The 21,486-nt window shown below is 74.3% G+C and carries 21 protein-coding genes and 2 pseudogenes; 8 read left to right on the forward strand and 15 right to left on the reverse strand.

Annotated features, from left to right (window positions below; genetic code table 11):
* Nucleotides 1-105: 105 nt before the first annotated feature.
* From DRB96_RS20000 to DRB96_RS20015, 4 genes and pseudogenes are all read right to left on the reverse strand, one after another.
* Complete coding sequence (locus tag DRB96_RS20000; RefSeq protein ID WP_112449680.1) at nt 106-381, reverse strand: acyl carrier protein; 276 nt, start codon at nt 379-381, stop codon at nt 106-108.
* A 202-nt stretch (nt 382-583) separates the two neighbouring features.
* A complete protein-coding gene (gene ahcY, locus DRB96_RS20005; RefSeq protein WP_112449681.1) occupies nt 584-2,032 on the reverse strand; it encodes an adenosylhomocysteinase in 1,449 nt (482 codons plus the stop codon).
* Between the two features lie 32 nt (nt 2,033-2,064).
* Nucleotides 2,065-3,003, reverse strand: a complete 939-nt coding sequence (gene metF / locus DRB96_RS20010) for a methylenetetrahydrofolate reductase [NAD(P)H] (protein WP_112453581.1) — start codon at nt 3,001-3,003, stop codon at nt 2,065-2,067.
* Between the two features lie 32 nt (nt 3,004-3,035).
* Nucleotides 3,036-4,094: pseudogene (locus DRB96_RS20015) on the reverse strand (vitamin B12 dependent-methionine synthase activation domain-containing protein); the annotation flags it as partial.
* Nucleotides 4,095-4,099: 5 nt separating this feature from the next.
* On the opposite strand from DRB96_RS20015, the pseudogene DRB96_RS20020 reads away from it, so the two are divergent.
* Both DRB96_RS20020 and DRB96_RS43095 read left to right on the forward strand, forming a co-directional pair.
* Nucleotides 4,100-4,324: pseudogene (locus DRB96_RS20020) on the forward strand (sulfonate ABC transporter ATP-binding protein); the annotation flags it as partial.
* An 89-nt stretch (nt 4,325-4,413) separates the two neighbouring features.
* Nucleotides 4,414-4,563: a hypothetical protein gene (locus DRB96_RS43095; RefSeq protein WP_162689081.1), complete on the forward strand. Its 150-nt coding sequence runs from the start codon at nt 4,414-4,416 to the stop codon at nt 4,561-4,563.
* Between the two features lie 383 nt (nt 4,564-4,946).
* Here the strand turns inward: DRB96_RS43095 and DRB96_RS20030 are convergent, their stop codons facing one another.
* The 9 genes from DRB96_RS20030 to DRB96_RS20065 all read right to left on the reverse strand — a co-directional run bounded on the left by DRB96_RS20030 (nt 4,947) and on the right by DRB96_RS20065 (nt 13,128).
* Nucleotides 4,947-5,858, reverse strand: coding sequence for an ABC transporter permease (locus tag DRB96_RS20030; protein WP_112449682.1), 912 nt, complete (start codon nt 5,856-5,858; stop codon nt 4,947-4,949).
* Between the two features lie 211 nt (nt 5,859-6,069).
* A complete protein-coding gene (locus tag DRB96_RS46300) occupies nt 6,070-6,153 on the reverse strand; it encodes a putative leader peptide (protein ID WP_343234701.1) in 84 nt (27 codons plus the stop codon).
* Nucleotides 6,154-6,234: 81 nt separating this feature from the next.
* Entirely contained in the window at nt 6,235-7,596 is a 1,362-nt protein-coding gene (locus DRB96_RS20035; RefSeq protein ID WP_239516246.1) for a cytochrome P450, read from the reverse strand.
* A gap of 124 nt (nt 7,597-7,720) precedes the next feature.
* A complete protein-coding gene (locus tag DRB96_RS20040; protein WP_112449684.1) occupies nt 7,721-8,398 on the reverse strand; it encodes an HAD family phosphatase in 678 nt (225 codons plus the stop codon).
* A 52-nt stretch (nt 8,399-8,450) separates the two neighbouring features.
* Complete coding sequence (locus DRB96_RS20045; RefSeq protein WP_112449685.1) at nt 8,451-8,930, reverse strand: Lrp/AsnC family transcriptional regulator; 480 nt, start codon at nt 8,928-8,930, stop codon at nt 8,451-8,453.
* A 13-nt stretch (nt 8,931-8,943) separates the two neighbouring features.
* On the reverse strand, nt 8,944-9,693 hold the full coding sequence (locus DRB96_RS20050) for a DUF1295 domain-containing protein (protein WP_112453583.1): 750 nt from the start codon (nt 9,691-9,693) through the stop codon (nt 8,944-8,946).
* A 56-nt stretch (nt 9,694-9,749) separates the two neighbouring features.
* On the reverse strand, nt 9,750-10,985 hold the full coding sequence (locus tag DRB96_RS20055) for a cyclopropane-fatty-acyl-phospholipid synthase family protein (protein ID WP_239516247.1): 1,236 nt from the start codon (nt 10,983-10,985) through the stop codon (nt 9,750-9,752).
* On the reverse strand, nt 10,982-11,752 hold the full coding sequence (locus DRB96_RS20060; protein WP_239516248.1) for a DUF1365 domain-containing protein: 771 nt from the start codon (nt 11,750-11,752) through the stop codon (nt 10,982-10,984). Before DRB96_RS20060 ends, DRB96_RS20055 begins: the two co-directional genes overlap by 4 nt.
* Complete coding sequence (locus DRB96_RS20065) at nt 11,749-13,128, reverse strand: FAD-dependent oxidoreductase (protein ID WP_112449687.1); 1,380 nt, start codon at nt 13,126-13,128, stop codon at nt 11,749-11,751. Before DRB96_RS20065 ends, DRB96_RS20060 begins: the two co-directional genes overlap by 4 nt.
* Nucleotides 13,129-13,282: 154 nt before the next feature.
* Here DRB96_RS20065 and DRB96_RS20070 point away from each other — a divergent pair, with 154 nt between their 5' ends.
* From DRB96_RS20070 to DRB96_RS20080, 3 genes are all read left to right on the forward strand, one after another.
* The gene (locus DRB96_RS20070) at nt 13,283-14,776 is read left to right on the forward strand and encodes an SDR family oxidoreductase (RefSeq protein ID WP_112449688.1); all 1,494 of its coding nucleotides are present in this window, start codon (nt 13,283-13,285) and stop codon (nt 14,774-14,776) included.
* A gap of 180 nt (nt 14,777-14,956) precedes the next feature.
* A complete protein-coding gene (locus tag DRB96_RS20075) occupies nt 14,957-16,318 on the forward strand; it encodes a deoxyribodipyrimidine photo-lyase (RefSeq protein ID WP_112449689.1) in 1,362 nt (453 codons plus the stop codon).
* Between the two features lie 35 nt (nt 16,319-16,353).
* A complete protein-coding gene (locus DRB96_RS20080; RefSeq protein WP_239517746.1) occupies nt 16,354-17,379 on the forward strand; it encodes a MerR family transcriptional regulator in 1,026 nt (341 codons plus the stop codon).
* On the opposite strand, the gene DRB96_RS20085 is transcribed toward DRB96_RS20080, so the two are convergent.
* Complete coding sequence (locus tag DRB96_RS20085) at nt 17,303-17,914, reverse strand: sigma-70 family RNA polymerase sigma factor (RefSeq protein WP_112449691.1); 612 nt, start codon at nt 17,912-17,914, stop codon at nt 17,303-17,305. The genes DRB96_RS20080 and DRB96_RS20085 overlap by 77 nt on opposite strands.
* 67 nt (nt 17,915-17,981) lie before the next feature.
* Nucleotides 17,982-18,710 (reverse strand): YoaK family protein, encoded by a 729-nt coding sequence (locus DRB96_RS20090; RefSeq protein WP_112449692.1) that lies wholly within the window; start codon nt 18,708-18,710, stop codon nt 17,982-17,984.
* Nucleotides 18,711-18,780: 70 nt separating this feature from the next.
* Between DRB96_RS20090 and DRB96_RS20095 the strand changes: the two genes are divergently transcribed.
* The 3 genes from DRB96_RS20095 (at nt 18,781) to DRB96_RS20105 (ending at nt 21,420) form a co-directional block, all read left to right on the forward strand.
* Nucleotides 18,781-19,374: a histidine phosphatase family protein gene (locus tag DRB96_RS20095; RefSeq protein ID WP_112449693.1), complete on the forward strand. Its 594-nt coding sequence runs from the start codon at nt 18,781-18,783 to the stop codon at nt 19,372-19,374.
* A gap of 93 nt (nt 19,375-19,467) precedes the next feature.
* Nucleotides 19,468-20,976, forward strand: coding sequence for an APC family permease (locus DRB96_RS20100; RefSeq protein ID WP_112449694.1), 1,509 nt, complete (start codon nt 19,468-19,470; stop codon nt 20,974-20,976).
* A gap of 15 nt (nt 20,977-20,991) precedes the next feature.
* Nucleotides 20,992-21,420: a universal stress protein gene (locus DRB96_RS20105; RefSeq protein WP_112449695.1), complete on the forward strand. Its 429-nt coding sequence runs from the start codon at nt 20,992-20,994 to the stop codon at nt 21,418-21,420.
* Nucleotides 21,421-21,486 lie beyond the last annotated feature (66 nt).

Genomic DNA, 21,486 nt, shown 5'->3' on the forward strand with positions numbered 1-21,486 from the left:
ACCGGCCCGAGAGACGCGTAGATCCCCCGTCCGGCCGTGCCGGGCGGGGGATCTACGCGTACGGGGCGTACGGGGCGTACGGAGTCTGCGGGCGTACGGGGCCGGTCAGCGGCCGACGGGGGCCGCCGTCAGCACCGACAGGTACGCGACCAGCGCGTCGATCGTCGGGTGGTCGTAGACCAGGGTCGAGGGGACGATCAGGCCCCGCTCGTCCTCCAGGTCACCGCACAGGGTCAGGGCGCAGACCGAGTCCATGCCGTAGACGGCGAGCGGGGTCCGGGGGTCGAGGCTGCCGACCGGCCGGCCGAGGTGGAGCGCGAGGCGTTCGGTCAGCCAGCCGCGCAGCTCTCCGGCCACCGGCGGGGCTCCGGGGGTGGTCATGGCTGGTCCTCCTGTACGCGAGGTCGTCGCGGCCCGTGGGCCGCCGCCTCAGGATGGTCACCGCGCCCGCTAAAGGCACGGCTGGGGCTGTGGCTGTGGCTCGTGATGGCGCGCGGTGCGGGAGGACGGCCGCGGCAACCCCCGGTCGGGGGCTGCCGCGGCCGTCCTCCTCGCGCGGCGGGCTCGGGCGGCCCGCCCGGCCTCAGTAGCGGTAGTGGTCCGCCTTGTACGGGCCCTCGATCTTGACGCCGATGTACTCGGCCTGCTCGGGGCGCAGGGCCGTCAGCCTCACTCCGAGGGCGTCGAGGTGCAGGCGGGCCACCTTCTCGTCCAGGTGCTTGGGCAGCACGTGGACGCCGACCGGGTACTCCTCGGGCTTGGTGAACAGCTCGACCTGGGCGATCGTCTGGTTGGCGAAGGAGTTCGACATCACGAAGGACGGGTGGCCCGTCGCGTTGCCCAGGTTCATCAGGCGGCCCTCGGACAGCACGATGACGACCTTGCCGTCGGGGAACTTCCAGGTGTGGACCTGGGGCTTCACCTCGTCCTTGACGATGCCCTCGATCTTCGCGAGGCCGGCCATGTCGATCTCGTTGTCGAAGTGGCCGATGTTGCCCACGATCGCCTGGTGCTTCATCTTGGCCATGTCGGCGGCCATGATGATGTCCTTGTTGCCCGTGGTCGTGATGAAGATGTCGGCGATCTCCACGACGTCGTCGAGGGTGGCGACCTGGTAGCCGTCCATGGCCGCCTGGAGCGCGCAGATCGGGTCGATCTCGGTGACGATGACGCGGGCGCCCTGGCCGCGCAGGGACTCCGCGGAGCCCTTGCCGACGTCGCCGTAACCGCAGACGACCGCGACCTTGCCGCCGATCAGCACGTCGGTGGCGCGGTTGATGCCGTCGATCAGGGAGTGCCGGCAGCCGTACTTGTTGTCGAACTTCGACTTCGTCACGGAGTCGTTCACATTGATCGCCGGGAACAGCAGCCGGCCGTTCGCGGCCAGTTCGTACAGGCGGTGGACGCCGGTGGTGGTCTCCTCCGTCACACCGCGGATCTCGCCGGCCGTGTCGGTCCACTTCGACGGGTTGGCCTTCAGGGTCCGCCCGAGGAGTTCGAGGATGAGCGCGAACTCGTCGTTCTCGGCGGTGGAGGGGTCGGGGACCTCGCCGGCCTTCTCGAACTCGACGCCCATGTGCAGCAGGAGGGTGGCGTCGCCGCCGTCGTCCAGGATCATGTTCGGGCCCAGCTGGCCCGGCCAGGTCAGCACCTGCTCCGTGCACCACCAGTACTCCTCCAGCGTCTCGCCCTTCCAGGCGAACACCGGTATGCCCTGCGGGTCTTCCGGGGTACCGGTCGGGCCGACCGCGATGGCGGCGGCCGCGTGGTCCTGCGTGGAGAAGATGTTGCAGGAGGCCCAGCGGACCTCCGCGCCGAGGGCGACGAGCGTCTCGATCAGGACGGCGGTCTGCACGGTCATGTGCAGCGAACCGGTGATCCGGGCGCCGGCCAGCGGCTGCGCGGCGGCGTACTCCGCGCGCAGCGACATCAGCCCGGGCATCTCGTGCTCGGCGAGGGTGATCTCCTTGCGGCCGAAGGCGGCGAGGGAGAGGTCGGCGACCTTGAAGTCGGCCACCTGCGTGCTGGTCATTCGAATTCCTCCGTGCGGGGTGATGGTCGGGGTCAGGCGACCGCTGCGCGGGCCGACAGGCGGGCCCGGGCCAGTCCCAGGTTCTGGTGGATCTCCAGGGCGGCCGTGGAACGGTTGAGGGTGATGTAGTGCAGGCCGGGCGCCCCCTCGGCGAGGAGCCGTTCGGCCATGTCCGTCGCGTGCCCGACGCCGATCCGGTGTCCTTCGGCGCGGTCGTCACGGGCCGCCTCCAGCCTCTGGGCCAGGGCGTCGGGGAAGGAGGCGTTGCTGAGTTCGGCGAACCGCCGGATCTGGCGGACGTCGGTGGCGGGCATGATCTCCGGGATGATCGGGATGTCGCAGCCGGCCGCCGCGACCCGGTCGCGCAGCCGCAGGTAGTCCTCGACCCGGAAGAACATCTGGGTGATGGCGTAGTCCGCGCCGGCCCGGCACTTGGCCACGAAGTGGCCGATGTCGCTCTCCCAGTCCGCGGAGCGCGGATGGCGTTCGGGGAAGGCGGCGACGCCCACGCCGAAGCGGCCGACCTCCTTGACGAGGGTCACGAGCTCATCGGCGTGGGTCAGTCCCTCCGGGTGCGGGATCCAGGGGCCGTTCGGATCGCCCGGCGGGTCCCCGCGCAGCGCGAGGACGTCGTGGATCCCGGCATCGGCGTACTGGCCCATGATCTGGCGCAGTTCCGCCACGGAGTGCCCGACCGCGGTCAGGTGCGCGACGGCGCGCAGGGTGGTCTGGGTGGCGATCTTGTGGGTGGTCGCGATGGTGCGGGTACGGGAGGAGCCGCCGGCCCCGTAGGTCACCGAGACGAAGGTCGGGGCGACGGCCTCGACCCGGCGGATCGCGTGCCACAGGCGGCGCTCCCCGGCCTCGTCCTTCGCGGGGAAGAACTCGAAGGAGTAGGAGCGCTCGCCGTCGGCGGGAAGCAGGGCCGGGCGGTATCGGCCGCGCTCGGCGGAGCGCTGCGGACCTGACATGGAGGTTCCTTCCGGACGTACGGGGGCGCGCGTCAGCGGGCGTTGAAGTACTTGGCTTCGGGGTGGTGGATGACGATCGCGTCGGTCGACTGCTCCGGGTGCAGCTGGAACTCCTCGGAGAGGTGGACGCCGATCCGCTCGGGCCGCAGGAGGTCGGCGATCTTGGCGCGGTCTTCGAGGTCGGGGCAGGCGCCGTAGCCGAGGGAGAAGCGGGCGCCGCGGTACTTCAGGTCGAACATCTCTTGGACCTGTGCCGGGTCCTCGCCGCCGAAGCCGAGCTCGGCGCGGACGCGGGCGTGCCAGTACTCGGCCATGGCCTCCGCGAGCTGGACGGACAGGCCGTGCAGCTCCATGTACTCGCGGTACGCGTTCCCGGCGAACAGGCGGGCGGTCTCCTCGCCGATCTTCGAGCCGACGGTGACCACCTGGAGGCCGATCACATCGGTCTCCCCCGACTCCTCGGGCCGGAAGAAGTCGGCCAGGCAGAGCCGGCGGCCGCGGCGCTGGCGCGGGAAGGTGAAACGGGTCCGCTCGGACCCCGTCTCGTCGAGGATCACCAGGTCGTCGCCCTTGGACACGCAGGGGAAGTACCCGTAGACCACGGCCGCTTCGAGCAGGTTGCCGGTGTGCAGGCGGTCCAGGAGCCCGCGCAGGCGGGGCCGCCCCTCGCCGGCCACCAGCTCCTCGTACGAGGGCCCGCCGCGGGCCTGCTTGAGGCCCCACTGGCCCTTGAACAGGGCGCCCTCGTCCAGCCAGGAGGCGTAGTCCTTCAGCGGGATGCCCTTGACCACGCGGGTGCCCCAGAACGGCGGGGCGGGGACCGGGTTGTCGATGCGGACGTCCGAGCGGACGGATCCCTCGTCCTCGGGGCGCTCCTCGACGATGACGGGCGCGTCCCGCTTGGCGACGCGGCGCTTCTTGAGCTCGGGAAGAGCGGCTCCGGGGACTCCGCGTTTGACTCCCATGAGGGCGTCCATGAGGCGCAGGCCTTCGAAGGCGTCGCGGGCGTAGCGGACTTCGCCTTCGTAGATTTCGTGGAGGTCTTGTTCGACGTAGGCGCGGGTCAGGGCGGCGCCGCCGAGGATGACGGGGTCCGGGCGGCGCGGCGCAGCGGGCCTCACTGACCCGCGCCCGTGTGCGCAGGCCCGGTGTGCTGCTGCTGGACGCGCCGTTCGGGGCGCTGGCCGCCCTGACCCGGATCAAGGCCCAGCAGCTCGTCGCCGATCTGTGGAAGCCGCGCGGCTGCGCGGTGCTGCTGGTCACCCACAACGTCGCCGGGGCGCTGCTGCTGACCGACCGCGTGCTGGTCATGGACGACGGCCGCTCCAGCCCCACCTCGGTGTCGTAGGCGATGCGGCCCTCGTCCATGACGAGCACGCGGTCGGCCAGCAGCAGCGCCTCGTCGACGTCGTGGGTGACCAGCAGCACCGCGCAGCCGCGCCGCTGCCACAGTTCGGCGACGAGCTGCTGGGCCTTGATCCGGGTCAGGGCGTCCAGCGCACCGAACGGCTCGTCCAGCAGCAGCAGATCGGGCTCGCGCACCAGGGCGCGGGCCAGTGAGGCCCGCTGCGCCTCGCCGCCGGACAGGGTCTTGGGCCAGGCGTCGGTGCGGTGTTCCAGCCCGACCTCCGCCAAGGCCCGTTCCGCGACCTCGCGTTCGGGGCGGCCGGGCAGACCGAGCAGCACGTTGCGCCACACCCGCTTCCACGGCATCAGCCGGGGCGCCTGGAAGGCCACCGCCCGGCGCTCGGGGACGAGCACCCGGCCCTCGATCTCCCGGTCCAGCCCGGCCAGTACCCGCAGCAGCGTGGACTTGCCGCAGCCGCTGCGGCCCAGCAGCGCGGTGAACTCCCCGGCCCGCAGGGTCAGATCGAGCCCGTCGATGACGGGCCGTCCGTCGAAGGCCCGGGTGAGCCCCGCGACCGTGACGGCGGTGTCCGGGATCACTTCCCGGTGAAGGTCGGTCGCCATTGCAGCAGCAGCCTTTCGAGAGCGCGGACGACGAGGTCGGCGGTGAGGCCGAGGAAGGCGTAGACGACGAGGCACACGACGATCACGTCGGTACGGAAGAACTCGCGCGCCTGGTTCATCAGGAACCCGATCCCGGCGTCGGCGTTGATGGACTCCCCGAAGACGAGGGCGAGCCAGGCCGTGGCGAGGGAGTACCGCAGCCCGGTCATGAACCCGGGCAGCGCCCCCGGCAGTACCACGTGCCGGACCAGACCCCAGCGGCCGAGCCCCAACGCCCCGCCCGCTTCGATGAGTTGCTCGTCGACCCCGCGAATGCCGGCGTACACGTTCAGGTACAGGTGGAATGCCGTGCCGAGGGCGATGAGCGCCACCTTCGGCGCCTCTCCGATGCCCATCCAGATGATGAACAGCGGAATGAGGCCGACCCACGGCACCGTGCGCAGCATCTGCACGCTCGCGTCGATCAGGTCCTCGCCGAGCCGGGACAGCCCGGACAGCAGCGCCAGTACCGTGCCCACCGTCCCGCCCAGGACCAGGCCGATCGCCACGCGCTGCAGGGACACGCCCATGGCGGCGGGCAGCGTTCCGTCCCCGATCAGATCGGCCCCGGCCTTCGCGATGGTCAGCGGGGGAGCCAGGGTGTCGACGGGCAACACCCCGAAGCTGCTGGCCAGTTGCCACAGCGCGAGCAGCAGCAGCGGCCCGATGGTGCGCCGTGTCCAGCGGGGCGCGGACCGCCGCCGCGCGGAGGCCGGTACGACGGGCACGAGGGCGGGGGCGCCGCGGGTGCCGGTCTCGGCGGCGGACCCGGATCGGGCTTCGATCGGCTGACTGGATGGTGCTTTAACCGATATGTCCGACGGTGCATGGCTGGTGACGCTCATGAGTGCTCCACGGAAGGGGAGAGGGGCGGGAGGCGGCGCACGCACCCGGTCGAACGCCCCGGCCGACCCCGCGGAGGTGCGGAGGTGCGGAGGTACGGGGAATGACCGGAAGGCCTCAGGGCCTCAGGGCCTCAGGGCTTCAGGGCGTGCGAAAGGGGAGCGCGGAGCGCTCGTGACGTGAAGGGACGCGACCCGAAAGGGGGAAAGGGCGTCAGCAGCCGCGACAACACGCGGCGGAAGCCACCCGCAGCAGGTCGATGTGACCGCGCGTGGTGAGCAGAGCTGAACGCAACATGCGGCGAAACCTAGCCAGCCGCCCGCTCCGGGTCAATGGCGTCTCGCTCACTGGGACTCCGGTCTCCCTTGTCGGGACGCCCTACTTCCCGGGCGCGCGCAGCGTCGCCAGGACCGGGCCGATCGGCTGGAGGGTCAGCCCCGGGAGGACCTTCGCGCGGCCGGGGCCGCTGTCGAGGTGGAAGCGCCGGGCCACGACGGCCAGTACGAGGGCCGCCTCGACCAGGGCGAAGCGGGCGCCCAGACAGGCGCGCGGGCCGCCGCCGAAGGGGAACCAGGCGTGCTCCGGCACCGGCTGCGGGGCGTTCGCGTCCCACCGCTCGGGGAGGAAGGCCTCCGGCTCGGGGAACCAGCGCGCGTCCCGGTGCATCGACCACGGGCTCGCCCACACCGACAGGCCGGCCGGCACCGGGCGGCCGCCGAGCGTCGCACCCTCCTTCGCCACCGCGGAGATCAGCCAGATCGGCGGATAGATCCGCAGCGCCTCCTTGACCACCTGCTGCGTCCAGGGCAGCCGCGCGTAGTCCTCGTACGTCGGCAGCCGGTCGCCCAGCACCCGATCCAGCTCCTCCGTCAGCCGCTCGCGCGCCTCGGGCGCCCCCGAGAGCAGCTGCCAGGCCCAGGTCAGGGTGGTCGAAGTGGTCTCGTGGCCGCCGATGTAGAGGGTGATCGACTCGTCGCGCAGCTCCGTGCGCGACAGCGGCCCGCCGTTCTCGTCGCGGGCCGCGAGCAGCCGGCTCAGCAGGTCCTCGCGCTCCTCGCCGGCCGCCGAGGCCGCCTCGTGCTCCTGGATGACGTGCTCGATCTCCCGGTCGAGGACGGCCACGGCCGCCCGCATCCGCCGCCGGCCCGGAGTGCGCACCCACGGCGGCAGGAACAGGGTCACCCCGCGGAACTCGGCGCTGAGTTCCCGCTGCGCGATGGCCATGGCCGCGCTGATGGGCTCCTCCCGGCCGGCGGCGTCGCTTCCGAACAGGGTGCGCACCGCGATCCGCTGGGTCAGCCCGGCCATCTCCCTGTGCACGTCGATCCGCTCGCCTTCGGCCCAGCCGGAGACCAGCGCGTCGGCGCACTCCACCATCGTGGCCGCGTACGCGCGCACTTGGCGCGGGCGCACCGAGGGCTGGACCAGCGCCCGCTTGCGCCGCCAGTCCTCACCAGTGGCCACGACCACGCCGTTGCCGAGCAACTGGCGGAACGCCCAGCCCAGTTCGGTGGGGTCGAAGGTGGATTCGACGGCGCCGAGCAGCTCGCCCGCGTGCTCGGGAAGGGAGACCAGCACGTTGCGCTGGGGGCCGAGCGCCCAGGGCACCCAGTCCCCGTAGTCGTCGCGCAGCGACTCGAAGAAGGCCAGCGGATCGCGGGCGAAGGCGGGGAGGTTCCCGACCAGGGGCCACCGGCGCGGTCCGCGCTCGGCGCCCGGAGGCAGCTGGGTGGCGGTCACCACGGCATGGTGACAGCGCGGCCTCCAGGGCGCCAGAGCCCCGGCGGCGCCAGAGCCCGGCGGCCCCGGAGCCCCGGCGGCGCCTGAGCTCCGGCGGCCTCAACGCGCAAGGGCTGCGCGGCAGTCAGGCCGCCCGGGGCTCCGCCAGCCAGCCGTACGCGGTGTCCGCGCTGAACTCCGGCTGGCCGGAGGGGAAGAGGAGCCCGGCGGAGGCGAAGGCCGGATCGTCGGCGGTGGCCGCCACGTACGGGACCGCCACGCACCGCATGCCCGCCGCGCGGGCGGCCAGCGCGCCCGGCGCCGCGTCCTCGACGACCACGCAGTCGGCGGGCTCCGCGCCCAGGCGCCGCGCCGCCTCCAGGAACACGTCCGGGGCGGGCTTGCCCTGCGCCACCTCCTCGGCGGAGACCACCGTGGTCAGCAGCGCGTCCAGCCCGGTGCCGGACAGGACCGCGTCGATCGCCTCCAGCGAGGACCCGGAGGCCACCGCCATCGGAACCCCGTCGGCGTGCAGCCGCTCGACGAACCGGCGCATCTCCGGATAGGCGGGGGTGTGGGTGCGGGCCAGCTCCAGGTAGGCGGCGTTCTGCTCGGCCAGCAGCTGTTCCACCGGGGCCTCGATGCCGTGGGCGTCCCGCAGGATCTCCAGCGTCTCCAGGGTGCCGATGCCGATGTACCGGGAGTGCTGCTCCCAGGTGAAATCGGGGACCCCGTGGCGCTCCAGGGTGCGCCGCCCGGACTCGTAGTAGTTCGGCTCGCTGTCCACGAGGGTGCCGTCGAGATCGAATATGACGGAGATCATCCGCTGTGCCCGTCCTGCCGGTGCCTGTCTTGTGCCTGTCCCGACCATCTTGTCAGGGTTTGCGCGCGGCTCGTCCCACGGACTCGACCAGCGGGAGCAGCCGGTGCGCCACCCGCTCGCGCAGCGCGACCTCGGTCCGGGTGCGGACCACCCCCGGGAGCCGGATCAGCCGCTGGATGACGTCCTCCAGATGCGCGTTGTCCCGGGCGGCCACCCGGGTCAGCAGGTCCCCGCCGCCGGTGATGGAGAAGGCCTCGATGATCTCCGGCACCGAGGCCAGCGCGTCACCGACCTCGTCCAGGTGCCCCTGGGTGACCTCGATGTGCACGAAGGCCAGCACCGGGTGGCCGAGCGCCGCGGGGGAGAGGACGGGCCCGGTCGCGGTGATCACGCCGGTGCGCTCCAGCCGCTCGATCCGGGCCTGGAGGGTGCCGCGCGCGACGCCGAGGATCCGGGCGTACTCCCGGACGCTGGTGCGCGGCTGCTCGATCAGCAGGCGCAGGATCCGTGTGTCGAGCTCGTCCACCGCCATGCCCGCGACCCTATCAACGGGCGGGTGGAGAGGCCGGTGGACCGGCCCGGCGCCGTGGCGGCCGAGGCAGGAAGCCGCTGGTGCGCTCCCGGTAGTCCGCGTACCCCGGTCGGTCCGCCATGTGCCGCTCCAGCAGCCGCTTGCCGCTGCCGGCGATCAGCAGGTACGACATCACGAGGGGGGAGACCACCGAGACCGCCAGCGCGCCGCCGGAGGTCCAGGCGGCCAGGGACAGGCCCCACCACACGCAGAAGTCGCCGAAGTAGTTCGGGTGCCGGGTCCACGCCCACAGGCCGCGGTCCATGATCCGCCCCCGGTTCGCGGGGTCCGCCTTGAACCGGGCGAGCTGGTGGTCCCCCACCGCCTCGAAGAGCAGCCCGCCCAGCCACAGGGCCGTGCCCGCCGCCGCCAGGGCGCCGGGCTCCCCGGTCGCGTACGCCGCCGCCTGCACGGGCAGCGAGACCAACCAGACCAGGGCCGCCTGGAGCAGGTAGACCATCCGCAGCGCGTACCGGTTCCGGTTCCCGGGGGCGCGCGCGAGCATCCGCTCGTAGCGCGGGTCCTCGCCGTGTCCCCGGCCGCGCCACGCGATGTGCCCGGCGAGCCGCAGCCCCCACACCACCGCCATGGCGGCCGGCAGCGGGTGCCGGCCGCCCGAGACGGCGTACGTGGCGACCGCGACGGCGGCGAAGCCCAGGCCCCACGCCACGTCCACCCCGCGGTGCCTGCCGAGGCGGACCCCGACCGCGAAGGCGGCCAGCATGACGGCGAGGGCGGCGCCCGCCGAGACGGCCAGGTTCAGGCCGAAGGAGCCCCAGTTCACCGCGGACCGCCCACCGCGGCCGACAGCTGGAACTGGTGCACGTCCAGGTACCCCGAGGCGAATCCCGCCTCGCAGTACGCCAGGTAGAAGGTCCACATCCGCCGGAACGTCTCGTCGAAGCCCAGCGCGGCCACCCGGTCGGCCCGCTCGGCGAACCGCTCCCGCCACAGGCGCAGCGTCTGCGCGTAGTGGCCCCCGTAGGCCTCGCACCGGGTCACGCGCAGCCCCGTGTGCCGCCGCGCCATCTCCTCCACCACCCGCACCGACGGCAGCATCCCGCCGGGGAAGATGTACTTGTGGATCCAGGTGTACGTGTCCCTCGTGGCCAGCATCCGCTCGTGCGGCATGGTGATCGCCTGGAGCGCGACCCGCCCGCCCGGTGCCAGCAGCCGGTCCAGCGTGGCGAAGTACACCGGCCAGTACTCGGCGCCGACCGCCTCGATCATCTCGACGCTCACGATGGCGTCGTAGCGCCCCTCGGCCTCCCGGTAGTCGCAGAGCCGCACCTCGACGCGGTCCGTGAGCCCGGCGGCGGCGATCCGGCGCAGGGCCAGCTCCCGCTGCTCGCGCGAGAGGGTCAGGGTCAGGACGCGGGCCCCGCGCCGGGCGGCCCGGACGGCCAGCTCGCCCCAGCCCGTGCCGATCTCCAGGAGACGGGTCCCGGGTCCGACGCCCGCCAGGTCCAGCAGCATGTCGATCTTGCGCTGCTGGGCCTCGGCGAGCTGGTCGGGCCCGGCGGGCAAGGAGCGGAACACCGCGGAGGAGTAGGTCATCGTCGGGTCGAGGAACTGCGCGAAGAGCTCGTTCGACAGGTCGTAGTGGCGCCGGACGTTCGTCCGCGAGCCGTCCGGGGTGTTGCGGTCCGCCGCCGGGTGGCGCGCCGCCCACAAGCCGCGCAGCCGCTGCAGCGGAGCCGGGACCAGCGCCGTCACGTGCCCGGCCAGTACCGTCAGCACGGCGACCGGGTCGCGGGCGTCCCACTCCCCGGCCAGGTACGACTCGCCGAAGCCGATCAGACCCTCGGCCGCGATCCGGCGCTCGAAGGCGGCCGGGTCGTGGACCGCCATCGCCGGACCGCCCCGCCCCAGGGTGCCGTCGGGCCCCATCCGGACCTGGAGCGGCAGCCGGTCCAGGGCCCGGCGGATCAGCAGCCGCCCGACGGCGGCCCTGGTCCGGGAGCAGGGCGGCACGGCCGGGGCGATGAGGGCGGTCGGGGAGTTCACGGTGGTCACTTCAGGCCCTCCTGGGGGACGTGTCGGGGACGCGGCCGCACCGGCAGACCGCGCAGCCACAGACGGATGCCGTGGACGCGGATCGCCACGGAGACGGCGGCCGTGGACCAGGGATGGCGCAGCGCGGCGCGCAGCACCCCGCGGGCTCCGGCGGGGCGGCGCACGCCGCGCACGGTCGCGGTCAGCCCGGTCCCGTCCGACGTGCCCGCCAGCCGGACGCTCAGGGCGAGGCGCTCGCCCGGTTCCGGCAGCCGCATCCGGTACTCGCCCTCCACGGCCAGGAAGGGCGAGACGTGGAACTCCTTGGGGGTACCGGCGCCGCCACCGGGCCCCGGGCCGTCCCGCGGGCCCCGCGCGCGGGCGGTCTCCGGGGAGAGCAGGTAGCAGTGGCGCTCGCCGTACGTGTTGTGCACCTCGGCGACCACGTGGCGCAGGGAGCCGTCCGGGCCGTGGCACCAGTACACGCTCAGCGGGTTGAAGACGTGGCCCAGCACGCGGGCGTGCGCCAGCATCACCACCCGCGAGCCGGGCGGCAGGCCCGCTCCGCGCGCCGCGAGGAAGGAGTCGAGCCCCGCCCTGATCGAGGGCGCGCCGCCCCCGAAGTGGTCCCGCGCGTCGAAACGGGCGAGCGGGCGCAACAGCCGGGGCAGCCGCGGCAGTCCGTCCAGATCCACCAGCCACACGTACGTGCGGTGGCGCAGCCGGTGGCGGCCGCGACCCGAGCGGACGTGCCGGATGTCGGCCTCGTAGAGGCAGGGCGCCGTCACCACCCCACCCCCAGCGCGGCGGCCGCCTCCACGCCCGAGCGGCAGCCGTCCTCGTGGAAACCCCACCCGTGGTACGCGCCGGCGAAGGCCGTCACGGGCCCCGACAGCGCCGGCAGCAGCCGCTGCGCCGCCACCGACTCCACGGTGTGGACGGGGTGTTCGTAGTCCATCTCGGCCAGCACCAGCCCCGGCCGCACCCGGTCGCCGGCGTTCAGCGAGACGACGTACCGCTCCGGCCCGTCCAGCCCCTGGAGCCGGTTCATGTCGTAGCTGACCCGGACGTGCGCGTCGTCCGGACGGCACCCCGACAGCCGGTAGTTCCAGCAGCCCCGCGCCCCCGGCGCACTCGGCAGCACCGAGGCGTCCGTGTGCAGGACGGTCCGGTTGCGGGAGTAGCCGAAGGCGCCCAGCACGGCCCGTTCCCGGTCCGTCGGATCGGCCAGCAGGCGCAGCGCCTGATCGGCGTGGACGGCGAGGACCACCGAGTCGTACAGGCCGGTCGCCCCGCCCGCGGTGGTCACGGCCACGCTGCCCGCGCCGCGCGCGATCCGGCGCACCGGCGCCGCCGCGTACACGGTGTCCAGCCGCTCGCGCACCCGCTCCACGTAGCGCGCCGAGCCGCCCTCGACCGTACGCCAGCGCGGAGAGCCGCCCACCGACAGCAGTCCGTGGTGCTCCAGGAAGCGGAACAGGTACCGCGCGGGGTGCGCCAGCGCCGTGTCCGGCGGGCACGACCACACCGAGGCCACCAGCGGGATCGCGAAGTGCGCGGTGAAGTAGGGCCCGAAGCGGCCCCGCCGCAGGAACTCGGCCAGCGTCGGCTCGTACGGATCCCCGTGCGCGGAGCGCGCGGCGGCGGCCGGGTCCGCGGGGTCCGCGGGGTCCGCGGGGTCCGGGGGGTCCGCCGCCGCCGCGCGGTACGCCGGGTCCGCGCCGGCCAGCAGCCTCCGCGCCCGCCGGTGGAACACCGGGATCTGTGCCAGCATCCGCAGGTACGCCGGGTTCACGGCGGACCGGGGCCGGGCGAACAGCCCGCGCGGCCCGCGCGCCCCCGCGTACTGGAGCCCGCACCCCTCGCACAGCACGGACAGGCTCATCGTCGTCGGCCGGGTGGCCACCCCCAGCTCGTCGAAGAGCCGCAGCAGATGCGGGTAGGTCCGGTCGTTGTGGACGATGAACCCGGAATCCACCGCCCGCACCCGCCCGTCCGACCCCTTCAGCTCGTGGGTGTGGGCGTGCCCGCCCAGCCGGTCCTCCGCCTCGTACAGGGTCACCTCGTGCGAGCGCGCCAGCACGTACGCCGCCGTCAGCCCCGAAACGCCCCCGCCGATCACGGCCGTACGCGGCCGCGGCCGCGGCCGTCCTCGTCCGGTCATCGTGTTCCTCCCTCGCTCACTCCTCCTTCGGAGCCGAGGGGGGTCTTGGATGTGCCGAACGGCGGAATCCCGCATCCGGTGCGGCGCGCCCCGGGGAAGGGGAAGCGCGGGGGCACAATCGGCACGGGGCGGGCCACGAGGAGCGGAGAGAGCCATGACGGGCAAGAACTGCCTGGTCACCGGAGCCACCGGCTATATCGGCGGCCGACTGGTGCCGGAACTCCTCGACGCCGGACACCGCGTCCGCTGCCTGGCCCGCGCTCCGGAGAAGCTGCGCGACCACCCCTGGGCCGGACGCGCCGAGGTGGTCCGTGGCGACGTCACCGATCCGCGGTCCGTGGCCGCCGCGATGTCCGGCATCGACGTCGCCTACTACCTCGTGCACGCCCTGGGCGCCGGACCCGGCTTCGAGGAACGCGACCGGGACGCCGCCCGGACCTTCGCGGAGCAGGCCCGTGCCGCCGGGGTCCGCCGCATCGTCTACCTCGGCGGACTCACCCCCGCCGCCGTCCCCGGCCGCGCCCTCTCCCCGCACCTGCGCTCCCGCGCCGAAGTCGGCGAGATCTTCCTCGCCGGAGCCGTCCCGGCGACCGTCCTGCGCGCGGCCGTCGTGATCGGATCGGGCTCGGCCTCCTTCGAGATGCTCCGCTACCTGACCGAGCGGCTGCCCGTCATGGTCACCCCCAGCTGGGTCGGCACCCGCTGCCAGCCCATCGCCGTCCGCGACGTGCTGCGCTACCTCGTCGGCAGCGCGGGCATGGCGCCCGAGGTCGACCGGGCCTTCGACATCGGCGGGCCCGACGTGGTCACGTACGAGCAGATGATGCGCCGCTACGCCGCCGTCGCCGGGCTGCCCCCGCGCCTCATCCTGAGGGTGCCGATGCTGACCCCCCGCCTGTCCAGCCACTGGATCGGCCTCGTCACCCCCGTGCCGAGGGCGCTGGCCCGCCCGCTCGCCGAATCCCTGCGGCACGAGGTGGTCTGCGCCGAGCACGACATCGCCGCGCACGTCCCGGACCCGCCGGGCGCCCCCATCGGCCTCGACGAGGCGCTCGCGCTGGCACTCCAGCGGATCCGGGAGGCCAAGGTGACCACCCGCTGGTCCTCGGCCTCGGTGCCGGGAGCACCGAGCGACCCGCTGCCCACCGACCCCGACTGGGCGGGCGGCAGCCTCTACACCGACCGGCGGGAGCTCGCCGTCGACGCCCCGCCCGAAGCGCTGTGGCGGGTGGTGGAAGGCATCGGCGGGGAGAACGGCTGGTACTCCTTCCCCCTGGCCTGGGCCGTACGGGGCTGGCTGGACCGGCTCGTCGGCGGGGTCGGCATCCGCCGCGGGCGCCGCGACGCGGACCGGCTGCGCGTGGGGGACTCCCTCGACTTCTGGCGGGTCGAGGAGATCGTCCCGGGCCGGCTGCTGCGCCTGCGCGCGGAGATGCGGCTGCCCGGACTGGCCTGGCTCGAACTCCACGCGGACCCGCCGTCCCCGGCGGGCGCGGGCTCCCGCTACCGGCAGCGGGCGCTGTTCCACCCGCGCGGCCTGCTGGGCCACCTGTACTGGTGGAGCGTGTCCCCGTTCCACGCCGTCGTCTTCGGCGGCATGGCCCGCAACATCGCCCGCGCGGCGGAGCGCCACGCGGACACCCCGTAGGAGCCGGCACCGCGCAAGGCGACACCGCGCAAGGCGACACCGCGCGAGGGCCGGCATCCGGACGAGACGGCCCGGACGAGACGGCACCCGGACGAGACGGCCCGGATCGCATCCGGGCCGGGGGCCGCGGGCGAATCACTTGTGAAGAACCGTCCCCCACCCCTCTGCGGAGCGAGCCCCATGAACGTCGCGGTGGTCCTCTACACGTCCGACTTGCGGCTGCACGACCATCCGCCGATGCGCGCCGCCCTGTCCTCCTGCGGCCGGGTGGTCCCGCTCTTCGTGCGCGACCCCGCGGTCGCGGCGCCGCCCAACCGGCTGGCCTTCCTCGCCGACTGCCTCGCCGACCTCGACGCGGGTCTGCGCGCCCGGGGCGGCCGCCTCGTCGTCCGCTCCGGCGACACCGTCGCCGCGACCGCCGCCCTCGTACGGCAGGCCGACGCCGACGAGGTGCACATGGCCGCCGGTGTCAGCACCTTCGCCCACGCCCGCGAGGAGAGGCTGCGGGCCGCCCTCGAAGCCGAAGGCCGGCGGCTCTACGTGCACGACGCCGTGATCACCGCCGTGGCCCCCGGAGCCGTCCTCCCGGCCGGCCGCTCCGACCACTTCGCCGTCTTCACCCCCTACCACCGCCGCTGGGAGCAGCAGCCGCTGCGCGCCGCCGCCCCGGCCCCGCGCGCGATCCGGGTACCGGCCGCCGTCTCCTCGGAGCCGCTGCCCGAGCGCGCCGCCGTCCCCGACACCTCCCCGGGCCTCGCCCCCGGCGGCGAGCACGAGGCGCGCCGGCTGCTGGCCGGCTGGCTGCGCTCCGGCATCTCCCGCTACGCCGAGACGCACGACGACCTCGCCGGGGACGCCACCTCCCGGCTCTCCCCGCACCTGCACTTCGGCACGCTGTCGGCCACCGAGGCCGTCCACCGGGCCCGCGCGGCCGGCGGGCCCGGCGCGGACGCCTTCGTACGCCAGTTGTGCTGGCGCGACTTCCACCACCAGGTGCTCGCCGCCCGGCCCGGCGCGGCCGCCCGGGACTACCGTCCCCGCCACGACCGGTGGCGCACCGGACCCGCCGCCGACGAAGAGGTCCAGGCCTGGAAGGACGGCCGCACCGGCTACCCGGTGGTCGACGCGGCCATGCGCCAACTGGCCCACGAGGGCTGGATGCACAACCGGGGCCGGCTGCTCGCCGCGAGCTTCCTCGCCAAGACCCTGTACGTCGACTGGCGCGTCGGCGCCCGCCACTTCATGGACCTCCTCGTGGACGGGGACCTCGCCAACAACCAGCTCAACTGGCAATGGGTGGCGGGCACGGGCACCGACTCCCGCCCCAACCGGGTCCTCAACCCGGTCCGCCAGGGCCTGCGTTACGACCCCACCGGCGCCTACGTGCACCGCTGGGTCCCCGAGCTCGCCGGACTCCCCGCGCCGCGCGTGCACGAGCCCTGGCGGCTGGAGGGACTGGAGCGGGCCCGCTACGACTACCCCGACCCGGTGGTCGAACTCGCCGACGGCCTCGACCGCTTTCGCAGGGGCCGGTCGGGATGACGGCCCCCGGCCCCGCCGCGCCGTACGGTGGACGGGTGGAGCCCGAACCCCCGCAGCCCCCGCCCGCCGCGCTCGCCACCGGAGCCGTCGCCCGGCACCTCGGGGTCTCCCCGACCACGCTGCGCTCGTGGGAGCGGCGCTACGCCCTCGGCCCGGCCCGCCGCGAAGACGGCCGGCACCGGCGCTGGACCCCCGGGGACGTCGCCCGCCTGGAGCTGATGTGCCGCCTCACCGCCCAGGGCGTGCCCCCGTCCGAAGCCGCCCGGGTCGCGCGGGGCACGCCGGCCGCCGCCCCCGCCGGGCCGTCGGGCGCCGCCACACCGGGCGGGCCCCGTGCGCTGCGCCTCGGGGACGTCCGCCCGGAGTGCCGGGGGCTCGCGCGGGCCGCCGTACGACTGGACGCGCCCGCCGTGGAGGACCTGCTGGCCGCGACCCTCGCGGAGCTGGGCCTGCTCACCGCCTGGGAGGAGGTCATCGCGCCGACCCTGCACGCGGTCGGCCGCAAGTGGGCCTCCGCCGGGGAGCGTTACGTCGAAGTGGAGCACCTGCTGTCCTGGCACGTCTCCTCCGCCCTGCGCCGGATCCGCCCCGCTCCGGAGCGCCTCCCGGCCCCGCCCGTGCTCCTGGCCTGCGCGCCGGGGGAGCAGCACAGCCTGCCGATGGAGGCGTTGACCGCGGCCCTCGGCGAACGGGCCCTGCCGGTCCGGATGTTCGGCCCGGCCCTGCCCTCGGACGCCCTGCACGAGGCCGTGCGGCGGACCGGCCCGCGGGCCGTCGTCCTGTGGGCGCAGTCCCGTACGACCGCGGACGCGTCCCTGGCCAGGTCGGTCGCGGGCATCGAGTGGGGGCCGCGCGGCGCCCGGGGACACTCGGCGCTGCTGCTCGCCGGGCCGGGCTGGTCCGCCGGATCGGCGTCCGCGTCCGCGTCCGCCGCGCCGCTCCCGCGCACCGAGCGGCTGTTCGGGCTCCGCTCGGGGGTGGCCGTCATCGAAGCGGTTGCGGCGGGCCGGTTTCCATCGACTGCCGCAGGACGTGGAGCGCCCGCCGCATATGGCTCTTGACGGTGCCGGGCGGGAGCCCGGTGCGGTCCGCGATCTGCGACTGGGTCAGGTCCGCGTAGAAGGCGAGCCGCAGCACCCGCTGCTGCGCCGACGGCAGCCGGGCCAGCTCACCGAGCACCAGCACCCGCTCCACGGCCCGCTCCGGCCCCGGCTCCGCCTCGCACCGGGCCTGGGCGCAGACGCGCGCGGCGGCCTCGGCCGCCCGGGCCCGCCGGGTCCGCGCCTCCAGGGCGTCGGCCACCTTGTGCCGGGTGATGCCGGTCAGCCACGCCCCGAAGCCGCCCGGTCCGGGCCGGTAGCCGCGGCGGCCCCGCCAGGCGGCGAGGAAGACCTGCTGCGTCACGTCCTCGGCCTCCCGCTCGTCGCCGAGCGAGCGCCGGGCGAGCGCGTGCACCAGCGGCCGCCAGCGGCGGTAGACCGCGGCCACGCACTCCTCGTCGCCGGCCGCGAAACCCGCCGCGACGCGTGTGTCGGCCGGCGCGCCGGACCCCGGTTCGGTGGATGCGACGGGCCGCTCGTCGTCCTGGTCGTCCATGCCCCGAGCCTCGCGAGAGCGGACGCCCCGGCCAACTTGCATCGCTTGCGCATCGATTTCCCCGACGTCAGCCCGCCGCACCGCCCGAACCGGTGTGCAGCGTCGGTTGCGACAGGTGGACCAGCGCCACGGCCAGCACCAGCACGCCGGCGGGCAGCAGCAGCCACCCCACGGCCCACCCGGTCCGCACGAGCAGCGCCCCGGCCAGGCCGCCCGCGAACATCGACGCGACCGACAACACCGGGCGCCGCCAGGCCACCGTTCCGTATCCGAAGGCCCGGTCCCGGCCGATGGCCGAACCGCCGAGGAAGGCCGTCATGGAGCGGGTCACCAGGGTGGTCGGCACCCCGGGCAGGTTCACCCGCAGGCTCGTCACGTTCCGCATCCCCATCGCCAGTGACAGGAGCGCGGAGACGACCAGTTGGCGGCCCGTCGGAGCCCCGAAGCGCGGCGCCACCCCCCATCCGGCGGCCGCGGCCGACAGGAGCAGCACCGCCTCGGCCGACAGCCCGGTCACGAACCAGCGTCGGCCCCGGTCCTCCGTGAAGGCCTCCAGGCGGGCCCCGCACACCGCTCCGAGGGCGAACGCGGTCAGCGAGACGGCGGGTGCCAGCGCGGGCACCGGGCCCGCGTGGGCCACCCCGAAGGCCAGGAACAGCACGTTGCCCGTCTGCATCGCCGTGAAGACGGGCCCGAGCGCCAGCAGGCTGACCGCCTCGATCAGCCCGGTGACACCGGTCAGCACCAGGAACAGGACGGTCAGCGGCGGTCGCGGCGGACGGGCACCCAGGTTCATGAGGCCAGACAGTGACAGGTCCGGCCCGCCCGCCCGGCGCCGACATGCCGCAGGCACTAGGGTCCGCAGGGTGAGCGACCTGCTGCTGGTGAGGCACGGCGAGACGGCCTGGAGCGCGACCGGGCGGCACACCGGGCGCACCGACGTACCGCTGAACGCGCGCGGGGTCGAGGAGGCCATCTCGCTGGCCCCGTACTTCCAGGACCGCCACCCGGCCCTGGTGCTGACCAGCCCGCTGCGCCGGGCCGCCGCGACCGCCCGGCTGGCCGGGCTGAGCGGCGGCGTCACCGACCCCGACCTGTACGAATGGGACTACGGCGGCTACGAGGGGATCACCACCGCCGAGATCCTGCGCGGGCGCCCCGGCTGGTCGCTGTGGACCGACGGGGTACCGCCCGGCGACGAGGACCACCCCGGCGAGAACGCCGCCCAGGTCGGCGCCCGCGCGGACCGGGTACTGGCCCGGGCGGCCGACGTACTGCGCGCGGACGCGGGGAATGTCGTCCTGGTCGCCCACGCGCACCTGCTGCGGGTGCTGACCGCCCGCTACCTCGGTCTTCCGCCCGAGGCCGGACGGCTCTTCCTGCTCCGTACGGGCACCTTCAGCCGGCTGTCCACGGAGCACGGCCTCCCGGTCGTCGCCGGCTGGAACACCCGCCCCTGAGACATCCCCTGAGACATCTCCTCAGACGTCCCCCGGGACGCACCGAGCGCGCCCCGCCTCGCGCGCCGACCCGGTCTGCGTGACGATGCGTACATGGCCCAGGAAGATGCGGGCGCGGGCGCCGGCGCGGAAGCGGAAGCGGGGCTCAAAGCCAACGCGATCGGCTTCCTCGACGCGCTCGTCATCGGTTTGAACTCGACCTCCCCCGCCTACTCCCTGGCCGCGGTCATCGGGCCTATCGTCGCGCTCGCCGGCATCTACGCGCCGGGCGTCATGCTGGCCTCCTTCGTGCCGATGCTGCTGATCGCCGCCGCCTTCTACTACCTCAACAAGGTCGACCAGGACTGCGGGACGACGTTCTCGTGGGTCACGCGCGCCATGGGCCCCTGGGCCGGCTGGCTCGGCGGCTGGGCCATCGCGATGACCGGCGTCCTGGTCATCGGCTCGCTCGCGGACGTGGCCGTCCACTTCGGCCTGCTCGCCGCCGGCCTCGACGGCTGGGCCGCCAACGAGCTGATCCGCCAGGGCCTGACCGTGGTCGTGATCCTGGCCATGACGGCCGTCTGCGTCATCGGCACCGAGATGTCGGCCCGCCTCCAGGACGTGCTGATCCTCGCCCAGGTGTTCTTCCTGCTGGTCTTCTCCGTCGTCGCCCTCTACCGCGTCTACGCCGGCACCAGCAGCCTCGACGGGACCAGGCCCGCCCTCGAATGGCTCAACCCCTTCGGCGCGGGCGGGGCGGCCCTCACCGGCGGGCTGCTGCTCGGCGTCTTCATCTACTGGGGTTGGGAATCGGCGGTCAACCTCACCGAGGAGGTCGAGGACTCCGCCACCGCACCGGGCAAGGCCGGCATCTGGTCCACCGTCGTGCTCCTGGTGACGTACCTGTCCGTCGGCTTCGCGGTCGTCGGCTACGCCGGGACGGAGTTCCTCGCCCAGAACGCGGGCGAGGAGGAGGCCGTGTTCGCCGTCCTCGCGCACGAGGTCATGGGCGGCTGGGACTGGATCGTCCTCCTGGCCGTCTGCACCTCCGCCCTCGCCTCCACCCAGACCACGATCATCCCCGCGTCCCGCACCGCCCTGTCCATGGCCCGCCGGCACGCGCTGCCGCCGCACCTCGCGCACATCCACCCCAGGTTCCGGACCCCGGACGTGAGCACCTGGTGGGTGGCCGCCATCGCCATCGCCTGGTACCTCGTCGTCAACCAGATCAGCGAGAACGCGCTCCTGGACTCGCTGACCGCCCTCTCCCTGCTCATCGCCTTCTACTACGCGCTCACCGGCCTGGCCTGCGCCGTCTACTACCGCCGCCACCTGCTGGAGAGCGTGCACAACTTCCTGCTGATCGGTCTGGGGCCGGTCCTGGGCGCCGTTCTGCTGGCCTGGCTGCTGGTGGAGTCCGTCGCCGACATGTCGGACCCGTCGAACTCGGCGAGCGGGGTCTCCTGGTTCGGCCTCGGACCGCCGCTGGTCATCGGGATCGGCATCGCCGTCGTGGGCGTGCTGGTGATGTGCTTCTGGCGGGTCCGCGACGGCCGCTTCTGGCAGGAGCGGCGCAGTGTCGCCGACCCGGACCTCGTCCACGCGATCAAGAAGCCCTGAGGGGGAGGAGCCCCGATGTCCGTCGTCCTCGGCTACGACGAGTCGCCCGGCGCCGAGCGCGCCCTGCGGGTCGCCCTGGAGGTGGCCACCGCCTTCGGCGAGCCGCTCGTCCTCGTCTACGGGGCCGCCGCGCCGGGCTCCACGGGCGAGGAGTACCGCGCGCACCGCGAGGCCGTCCGCGAGGCCGGCCGCAGCGCGCTCGCCCGGGCCGTCGAGGCCGCCGACGAGGCGGGGGTCCCGTCCACGGTCGAGGTCGTGGACGAGAAGCCGGCCCAGGCCCTCCTCGACGCCGCCGAGCGCCACCAGGCGCGGGTGATCATCGTCGGCAGCTGGGGCGACAGCCCGATCCGCGGCGCCCTCCTCGGCTCCACCCCGCACAAGCTCCTGCACCTCTCCCCGGTCCCGGTCCTGTGCGTCCCGACCGAGCAGGGCCCGAGACCGTAGCGGAGGCCGCGGCCACCCTTCGCGCGCTGTCCCGCGCCGGCCTGGTCCAGTGGCATCCACTGGCCG

The organism is Streptomyces sp. ICC1 (genome assembly GCF_003287935.1).
In the GTDB taxonomy this organism is placed as follows: Bacteria; Actinomycetota; Actinomycetes; order Streptomycetales; family Streptomycetaceae; genus Streptomyces; species Streptomyces tritrimontium.